The 8,589-nt window shown below is 38.9% G+C and carries 8 protein-coding genes; 4 read left to right on the forward strand and 4 right to left on the reverse strand.

The genetic code is table 11. From position 1 onward, the window contains the following. The first annotated feature begins 770 nt into the window (after nt 1-770). On the forward strand, nt 771-1,229 hold the full coding sequence (locus FFO06_RS20330; RefSeq protein ID WP_137909655.1) for a peroxiredoxin: 459 nt from the start codon (nt 771-773) through the stop codon (nt 1,227-1,229). 87 nt (nt 1,230-1,316) lie between these two features. Here FFO06_RS20330 and hpf read toward each other — a convergent pair whose 3' ends face one another. Further along, nucleotides 1,317-1,961 (reverse strand): ribosome hibernation-promoting factor, HPF/YfiA family, encoded by a 645-nt coding sequence (hpf, locus tag FFO06_RS20335; RefSeq protein ID WP_137909656.1) that lies wholly within the window; start codon nt 1,959-1,961, stop codon nt 1,317-1,319. A gap of 640 nt (nt 1,962-2,601) precedes the next feature. Here hpf and lipB point away from each other — a divergent pair. Continuing rightward, entirely contained in the window at nt 2,602-3,294 is a 693-nt protein-coding gene (gene lipB / locus FFO06_RS20340; RefSeq protein WP_137909657.1) for a lipoyl(octanoyl) transferase LipB, read from the forward strand. A gap of 76 nt (nt 3,295-3,370) precedes the next feature. Further along, nucleotides 3,371-4,861 carry an ABC transporter permease subunit gene (locus tag FFO06_RS20345; RefSeq protein ID WP_137909658.1) on the forward strand — a complete coding sequence of 497 codons (1,491 nt, stop codon included), beginning with the start codon at nt 3,371-3,373 and terminating at the stop codon, nt 4,859-4,861. A 78-nt stretch (nt 4,862-4,939) separates the two neighbouring features. Here the strand turns inward: FFO06_RS20345 and FFO06_RS20350 are convergent, their stop codons facing one another. The 3 genes from FFO06_RS20350 to FFO06_RS20360 all read right to left on the reverse strand — a co-directional run bounded on the left by FFO06_RS20350 (nt 4,940) and on the right by FFO06_RS20360 (nt 5,925). Beyond that, complete coding sequence (locus FFO06_RS20350) at nt 4,940-5,134, reverse strand: hypothetical protein (protein ID WP_137909659.1); 195 nt, start codon at nt 5,132-5,134, stop codon at nt 4,940-4,942. 15 nt (nt 5,135-5,149) lie between these two features. Beyond that, entirely contained in the window at nt 5,150-5,560 is a 411-nt protein-coding gene (locus FFO06_RS20355) for an NB-ARC domain-containing protein (RefSeq protein WP_268904653.1), read from the reverse strand. Between the two features lie 71 nt (nt 5,561-5,631). Continuing rightward, the gene (locus tag FFO06_RS20360; RefSeq protein ID WP_137909661.1) at nt 5,632-5,925 is read right to left on the reverse strand and encodes a helix-turn-helix domain-containing protein; all 294 of its coding nucleotides are present in this window, start codon (nt 5,923-5,925) and stop codon (nt 5,632-5,634) included. 293 nt (nt 5,926-6,218) lie between these two features. On the opposite strand from FFO06_RS20360, the gene FFO06_RS20365 reads away from it, so the two are divergent. Further along, the coding region (locus tag FFO06_RS20365) for a beta strand repeat-containing protein (RefSeq protein WP_137909662.1) at nt 6,219-8,589 on the forward strand (2,371 nt) is incomplete at its 3' end.

The following is an 8,589-nucleotide window of genomic DNA, read 5'->3' on the forward strand; positions in this document are numbered from 1 at the left end:
TTGACAGGAAACAAAACGCAAAAAAACCGCGAAAAATTTTATTTTCAGGTGTTGACAAAGGATTTGAAATATGTTATCATCATCTTGATAAGGAAGAACTATCTGAAATTAGGTGACAGGTGACAGGTGACAGGGAACAGGGAATAGCTTTTTGAGTAGGGTGTGTTAGCTGTATTCGTAACGCACCATTGGTAAAAACTTTGTGTGTAACATAGCGATAGCGAAGCGCTGCTGCAAGCAGTTCGCTACATCATAGCTATATAATATAGTAACCCACCATATTAAATCATTGACATCATCAGAAAATCCCCCTCCTCATCCTGTACATCCTTTAATCAGTTGACAGTTGACAGTTGACAGTTGACAGGAAACAAAACGCAAAAAAACCGCGAAAAATTTTATTTTCAGGTGTTGACAAAGGATTTGAAATATGTTATCATCATCTTGATAAGGAAGAACTATCTGAAATTAGGTGACAGGTGACAGGGAACAGGGAATAGCTTTTTGAGTAGGGTGTGTTAGCGATTAGGTAAAAACCTTGTGTGTAGGATAGCGATAGCGAAGCGCTGCTGCAAGCAGTTCGCTATATAATATAGTAAGTTCAGCTTGTGCGGGCAAGATGCCCGCACCACAAGAGTTTTATTTTATTATTAATATCTGTACTTGAGGTAAAGGCTTTGGAGGTAGGATAGCGATAGGGAAGCGCTGCTGCAAGCAGTTCGCTATATAATAGCGTAACGCACCATTTTAAATCTTTTTATTTTTTCAATATGTCTATCAAAGTTGGAGATACCGCACCTAATTTTAACCTACCTGCCCAAAATGGCAAAAATGTCAGCCTGGGAGATTTTCGTGGTCAAAAATCCGTTGTCCTCTATTTTTATCCCAAGGATGATACACCAGGATGTACTATAGAGTCTTGCGCTTTTAGAGATCAATATGAAGTGTTTCAAGCTGCGGGTGCTGAAGTTATCGGTGTGAGTGGTGACTCTAGCAACTCTCACAAAAACTTTGCCAATAAATACAATTTACCTTTTACACTTTTAAGTGATCAAGGTGATAAAGTACGAAAACAATACGGTGCAACCACCGCTTTTGGTCTCATTCCTGGACGAGTCACATACCTGATTGACAAAAATGGTATTGTTCAATATGTATTTGATTCCATGTTCAACTTTAAAGGCCACGTTGAAGAAGCATTAAAAACTCTCCAACAGTTGCCAGCTTGAGATACTTTACAACAATCTCCTTTGCATAAACAACATGGCGGAGACGTTTCATGAAACGTCTCTACCCATGAATAATTTAATCAGACTCTATTTAGAGTGCGACTTTTCTGCAACCCCAATATTGGCGTTAGCTGATTTGCCATTTCTGCCGTTAGCATGACCGTTATTGCGAGGTTGAATTACCCCATAACCGCCGTGGTTACGTTCATAAATAACATTAATCTCGCCTGTTTCCGCATTATGGAACATATAAAAGTCATGTCCCACCATTTGCAGTTGTTCCTGGGCTTCTCCCACTGTCATGGGAGGCATGGAGAAGTATTTGGTGCGAACCACCTCTTGGGGTAATTCTGGGGTGCGATCGCCTATTAAATCCGCTGCAACGCTCTCTGGCGCTACTGCTTCGTTAGTTGATATAGGTTGGGTTTTATGATCCTGTCTTTTTTCTTTATATTTCCGCAATTGCCGGGCAATTTTGTCTGCAACTAGGTCAATACTTGCGTATAAGCTTTCGCTGCTTTCTTCCGCCCGGATAATGCTACCATTAGCATAAATAGTTACTTCCGCCGCTTGTTTTGTACTAATGCGGGGATTGCGAGCCACGCTCAAATGGACATCCACTTCATTGGTGATGTTCTGAAAGTGATTAACCGCCTTTTCAATTTTTTGATGCACATATTCCCGGATTGCATCAGTGATTTCAATGTTTTTACCGTGGATGACAAGTTTCATGTAAACTCTCCCGCTCAATATTATATGTGATGTTTTTGGGTAGGAATAGAGATTGCGCTAATGTCTATCACTGCTACCGACACAAGTAACCTATTTTTAAAACACTGCTCTTTGGTGTTTCCCAGGTTTGTCGCATCTTCAAGTTTGCGCTATTCATCGTTTTAATTTTAGTTTTTATCCTTTACGACGACTCCCAACCGGTTGTTAAGCATTGGGCTGTTCAACCACAACTATGGAATTAGGCAATTTAAAATATGGTTTTTTAACCGCCCCCTTCTGTGCAACTTTAAAAACACAGGAGTACGTACTTCCGTCCCCGTCTCTTGGTCTTGTTCCCTATTGTAGAGAAAATGTGACCAATTTGGGAGGTTCGATCCTGATTGATGCAAATCAATTCTGGGAACATCATCAGTCAGCGTCATTGGTTTCTCTTGTCTAGGCTTGATACTTCTGGCAAATTCCTCCCAACACCATTGAGGTTATATATTCAAACTAGCACTTTATTGGTTGTAAAGTATTTTTCCTTGACGTTACTTTAAAATCCTTTGCATACCTTGACATTTGTTCTGGATATTTTTGTCAAGTGAGTGCTATATATGTCCAGTGAGGCGGTTAATCTTTTTATTTCTCCTGTTCCCTGATGATTGATAATACTCAATTTCCACCGTACCGTTGTTTACTATATAATCCTGGTTTAATACCATACATAACCGCTCATCAGTGGCAGCGATCGCTAGTTACTGAGCGCATTCACAACCCAGAATTAGATGATGTACTGATTTTACTGGAACATCCCCCTGTTTATACTTTGGGGACCGGATCAAACCCAGAATTTATTAAATTTAATCTTGACAAATGTAACTATGATGTGCATCGCATTGAAAGAGGTGGTGAGGTTACCTATCATTGTCCGGGACAATTAGTCGCTTATCCAATTTTAAACTTACGCCGTTATCGTCAAGATTTGCATTGGTACTTACGCCAACTAGAGGAAGTATTAATTCGCGTTTTAGCACATTATGATTTGCCTGGGGAACGTATCGCTGGTTTTACTGGTGTTTGGTTAGAAGGATACAAAGTTGCTGCTATAGGTATTAAAGTTAGTAAATGGATTACTATGCACGGTTTTTCCTTAAATGTTTGTCCCGACATGACAGGATTTAATCACATTGTCCCCTGTGGGATTGTGGATAAACCAGTCCGTAGTTTAGCCGCATGGATTCCTGATCTTACTTGTCATCAAGTGTCCTCTGTAGTCAGTCAGTGTTTTAGTGAAGTATTTAATGTCAAATTGGTTGCAGCTAAATCAGAAAAATTAGGGAATAGGGAATAGATAAAAGTCTTTTGCTGTATATTATTCAAGTCTATACTAATTTATTTAACGTGCAAATTATACTCTAGAGGAGAAAATGGTAAAATTTGATTTTGGTCGTTTATGTGTGCTGATGAGCTTAATTTGTGGTTTATTAGTTGGTTGTAGTGGAAACATACCTCGAAATCAAATTATCCGAGTAGCTACTGAACCTACATTTCCACCTTTTGAGTTTCAGGGTAAAGACGGAGAATTAGCAGGTTTTTCGATTGACTTAATGAAAGCTATAGCTACTGCGGCTCATTTCCAAGTAGAATTTCAGAGTTTACCTTTTGATGGCATTATTCCAGCACTGCAAGCTAAAACCGTAGACGGTGCTATTAGTTCCATGACTATCACCCCAGAAAGGGCGAAAACAGTGGCCTTTTCCCGTCCTTATTTTAAAGCAGGTTTAGCGATCGCTGTTCGCAGAGATAATCAAAATATTACAAATTTTCAAAGTCTGCAAAATCACAAAATTGCTGTCCAAATTGGCACAACTGGCGCAAAAAAAGCTGAAACTGTCACAGGTGCAGAAGTTCGCAGTTTTGACTCTGCACCCTTAGCCCTGCAAGAATTGCAAAATGGTAATGTTGATGCAGTTATTAATGATGCACCAGTGACTTTATATGCTATTAACACAGGTAATTTGCAAGGAATTAAAGTTATCCAACAACTACTAACTGAGGAATTTTACGGAATTGCAACAGCTAAAAACTCTCTTTATTTACCTTTGATTAATCAAGGTTTAAGTACAATTTTAGAAAACGGTAAATATCAACAAATTTATCAAAAATGGTTTAAATCCACACCGCCAATATTACCAGAAAGATTACCTGATGCAAATCAGAATCCAAATAAAATTAATTCTTTTATTATATTTTGGCAATCTTTACCAACTTTATTAACTGGTGCATTAGTAACATTGCAATTAGCATTCATTTCCGGTTTATTCGGTTTAACTAGCGGTTCTTTGATGGGGATAATTCGTCTTTCTACAATTAAACCTTTGGGGTTTTTAGCTAGGGCTTATATAGACTTTTTTCGAGGTACACCGTTATTAGTGCAGATATTTATGATTTACTTTGGTTTACCGGCGATTTTTCAAGAAATCGGTTTTAATTTGACTTTAAATCGCTTTATAGCTGGAGTAGTTGCGTTAAGTTTGAATAGTGCAGCTTACATTGCAGAAATTGTGCGCGGGGGAATTGAATCAATTGAAAATGGACAAACAGAAGCAGCTAAATCATTAGGTTTAAATCCTCTACAAACGATGACTTATGTAATTTTTCCCCAAGCATTTCGGCGCATGATTCCACCTTTAGGAAATGAATTTATTAGTTTATTAAAAGATACGAGTTTAGTCGCAGTCATTGGGTTTGAGGAATTATTTAGAAAAGGACAATTAATTGTTTCTGAAAACTATCGCGCTTTAGAAATTTATGGGGCTGTGGCTGTAATTTACCTGTGTTTAACTTTGATTTCCTCTCAATTTTTTAGTCAGTTAGAAATATGGATGAACCCCAACAGTAAAGAAGATCTAAAATAAGATAAAATAAGAGCCATGAGTTCTATTCGCTCAATCGTATTTTATAGCGTTTCCCAGTCTAATGAAGTACACAGCAATTTATTCCCTGTTCTCTGCTAGAAATTTGCCAATATCACCATTAAATAATTTCATGATAGCATTAACAACTATTTTAATTTTTAAAGGATTATTATCACATAAATCACATAATTCATATTTTTGTTGTTCTGTCCCCAATAATTGTTTTGATTGTATCAAAGAAAACGCTACTTCTAAAGAACCAAACAACTTCAAAGAACGTACTGAGGATTACCAATTTTTCAGTAAGCTGAATGCAGTAGGTTGATTTCGACTGGTGAAAATTAGACAGCTTTGATGATTAGTTTCCGCAATTATTTGGATAAAATAATTATACTGGCTATCATACTTCCTATTAAATGCGTATAAATATGTTTCTAAGTAATCCAAAATAATCAGACAACGATAAGCACGCAAATAATGAATAACTCGATTAATGTCGGGTTTAATTTCCTTGTGATGGGAAATAAAAGAAAGCATATCAGTGATCATCTCATCAAAGGATAAGATAGTAGGCACAGAACGCCAAAAAACGTAATCAAATTGATCTTGAATTTGTTTTGCTAGTTGGGTGGCTAAAGTTGTTTTTCCAACTCCACCCATACCGAATAATCCTAGTAAGCGACAACCATCTTGTAAAATTCATGACTGTAATTGTGTCAGTTCTTGGCTATATCCGTAAAATTCTGAAATATCAATTGCAGTTCCCCAGTCTAAGAATTGATTCGCATTTGCATTTGTTTTTTTTTGCGTATTTGTGCGTATGCAGTGGGGTTATATATTACTTCAGTATTGGTAGAAATTTCTTGCCAATCTAGATTTAATAGACGACACATTCGTTCAAAAGTATGATAAATAACAGGTTTACCGGTCAGGAAATTACTAATTGTAGATACGGATAATCCTGTATCACGAGCTAAAACTCTTTGATTAGGGTATCCGTTGTCTGTGACTGCTAATTTTACTTTGGCAATGCAGTCATGAAAAACTCTCAATGATCTTGGCATTGATTTTTGTTAAGTAGTTATTCACCTGATTAAATTCCACAGACTATGGTTCATTTATATGGTGGGATTCTGGTATTTTACGCAATTACCCATAACTTTAATTGTCTTTTTCCACGCTAATACATCAAGTAAGTAAATATCAACTATGTACTTTAGGGCTGATTTGTCATCTATCTTTAGATAGATACTTAAACCATATTGGTTTTTATTCGATTACAAAATTAGTACAAAACTATGTCGCGGGTATGATAATATTGAGAAAATAACCATTCACAATACACAGGGTTATCTCCATGCCAACTTCAACTTTCAGTAACACTAACTCCATCTCTATTCCAGACGGCGGGGCAAGTGATCCTTATCCTTCAATTATCAATGTTTCTGGAATCAGTGGTAGCTTGACTAAGCTAACAGTCACCCTGACCAACCTCAACCATGCCTGGACAAATGACATTGATGTGCTTTTAGTAAGTCCAACGGGCGCGAACAGCATCCTGATGTCTGATGTAGGGGGCAGTAGCGATTTAACCAACGTTACTTTGACTTTTGATGCCACTGCCACTTCTAGTCTTTCTGATTTTGATGCCATTAGCAGTGGTACTTATCGGCCAACTAATTTTGATTTTGATGGTTTTGATGACCCCGACTTTTTTGACTCTCCTGCCCCCGCAGGACCTTACAATACAGACTTTTCTGTTTTTAACGGTACTAACCCCAACGGTGAGTGGCGTCTCTACATCGTGGATGATGTTGATTTTGATTCGGGAAATGTTGCTGGTGGTTGGTCTCTCTCAATTGAAACCCTGGAAAGCATCATCAATGGTGATGATAGTAATAACACCCTTGAAGGTAATATACTTGATAACACTATTAATGGTCTTGGTGGCAATGACTCTCTCAATGGTCGTGCAGGTAACGACACCCTCAATGGTGGTGCGGGTACAGATACCCTAATCGGTGGTTTAGGCAACGATATCTATGTTGTAGATAGCGCCACTGATACCATTACCGAAAATGTCAATGAGGGTACAGATACCATTCAATCTAGTGTTACTTACACTATTGCGGCACTTGCTAACGTGGAAAACCTGACTCTGACAGGAACAGCAGCCATTAACGCTACTGGTAACGCAGCTAATAACGTCATTACTGGTAACGGTGCTAATAACAGCCTGAATGGTGGTGCGGGTACAGATACCTTAATTGGTGGTTTAGGCAACGATATCTATGTTGTAGATAGCGCCACTGATACTATTACCGAAAATGCCAACGCGGGTACAGATACCATTCAATCTAGTGTTACTTACACTATTGCTGCTAACGTGGAAAACCTGACATTAACAGGAACAGCAGCCATAAACGGTACAGGGAACGCAGGTAATAACGTCATCACTGGTAACGGTGCTAATAACAGCCTGAATGGTGGTGCGGGTAATGACACCCTTGATGGTGGTGCGGGTACAGATACCTTAATTGGTGGTTTAGGCAACGATATCTATGTTGTAGATAGCACCACTGATACCATTACTGAACTTACCAGCGGTGGTACAGATACCGTTCAATCTAGTGTTACTTACACTATTGCTGCTAACGTGGAAAACCTGACTTTAACAGGAACAGCAGCCATTAACGGTACAGGGAACGCAGGTAATAACGTCATCACAGGTAACAGTGGTAATAACACCCTTGACGGTGGTGCGGGTAACGATACCCTTGACGGTGGTGCGGGTACAGATACCTTAATTGGTGGTTTAGGTGATGATATCTATATTGTTGATATCGCTACTGATAGCATTACAGAACTAGCCAACGAGGGAACAGACACCATTCAATCCAGTTTCACCTACTCTATTGCTGCCAGGACGAACATCGAAAACCTGACTTTAACAGGAACAACAGCGATTAACGGTACGGGTAACGCAAGCAATAATATCATTAGGGGTAATAGTGGTGATAACACCCTCAATGGTGGTGCAGGTAATGACACCCTTGATGGTGGTGCAGGTACAGATACCCTAATTGGTGGTTTGGGTAACGACACCCTTGATGGTGGTGCAGGTATTGATGCCTTAATTGGTGGTACAGGCGACGATATTTACATTGTTGATAGTAACACTGACATTATTGCGGAAAATGCTGATGAAGGTACAGATACAATTCAATCCAGTGTCACCTCCTCTATTGCTAACAAGACCAACTTTGAAAACCTGACTCTCACAGGAACAGCAGCCATTAACGGTACGGGTAACGTAGCTAATAACCTCATCACGGGTAATAGTGGTAATAATACCATCAATGGTGGTGCAGGTAATGACACCCTTGATGGTGGTGCAGGTACAGATATCCTAATTGGTGGTTTGGGCAACGATATCTACATTGTTGATAGCACCACTGATACCATTACTGAAAATACCATCGGTGGCACAGATACCATTCAATCTAGTGTTACTTACACTATTACGGCTGCTAACGTGGAAAACCTGACATTAACAGGAACAGCAGCTATTAACGGTACAGGGAACGCAGCTAATAACGTCATTACTGGTAATAGTGCTAATAATACCCTCAATGGTGATGCTGGTAATGACACCCTTGATGGTGGTGCAGGTACAGATATCCTAATTGGTGGTTTGGGCAACGATATCTACATTGTTGATAGCACCA

The sequence above is a fragment of the Dolichospermum planctonicum genome (assembly GCF_005402965.1).
Taxonomy (GTDB): Bacteria; Cyanobacteriota; Cyanobacteriia; order Cyanobacteriales; family Nostocaceae; genus Dolichospermum; species Dolichospermum planctonicum.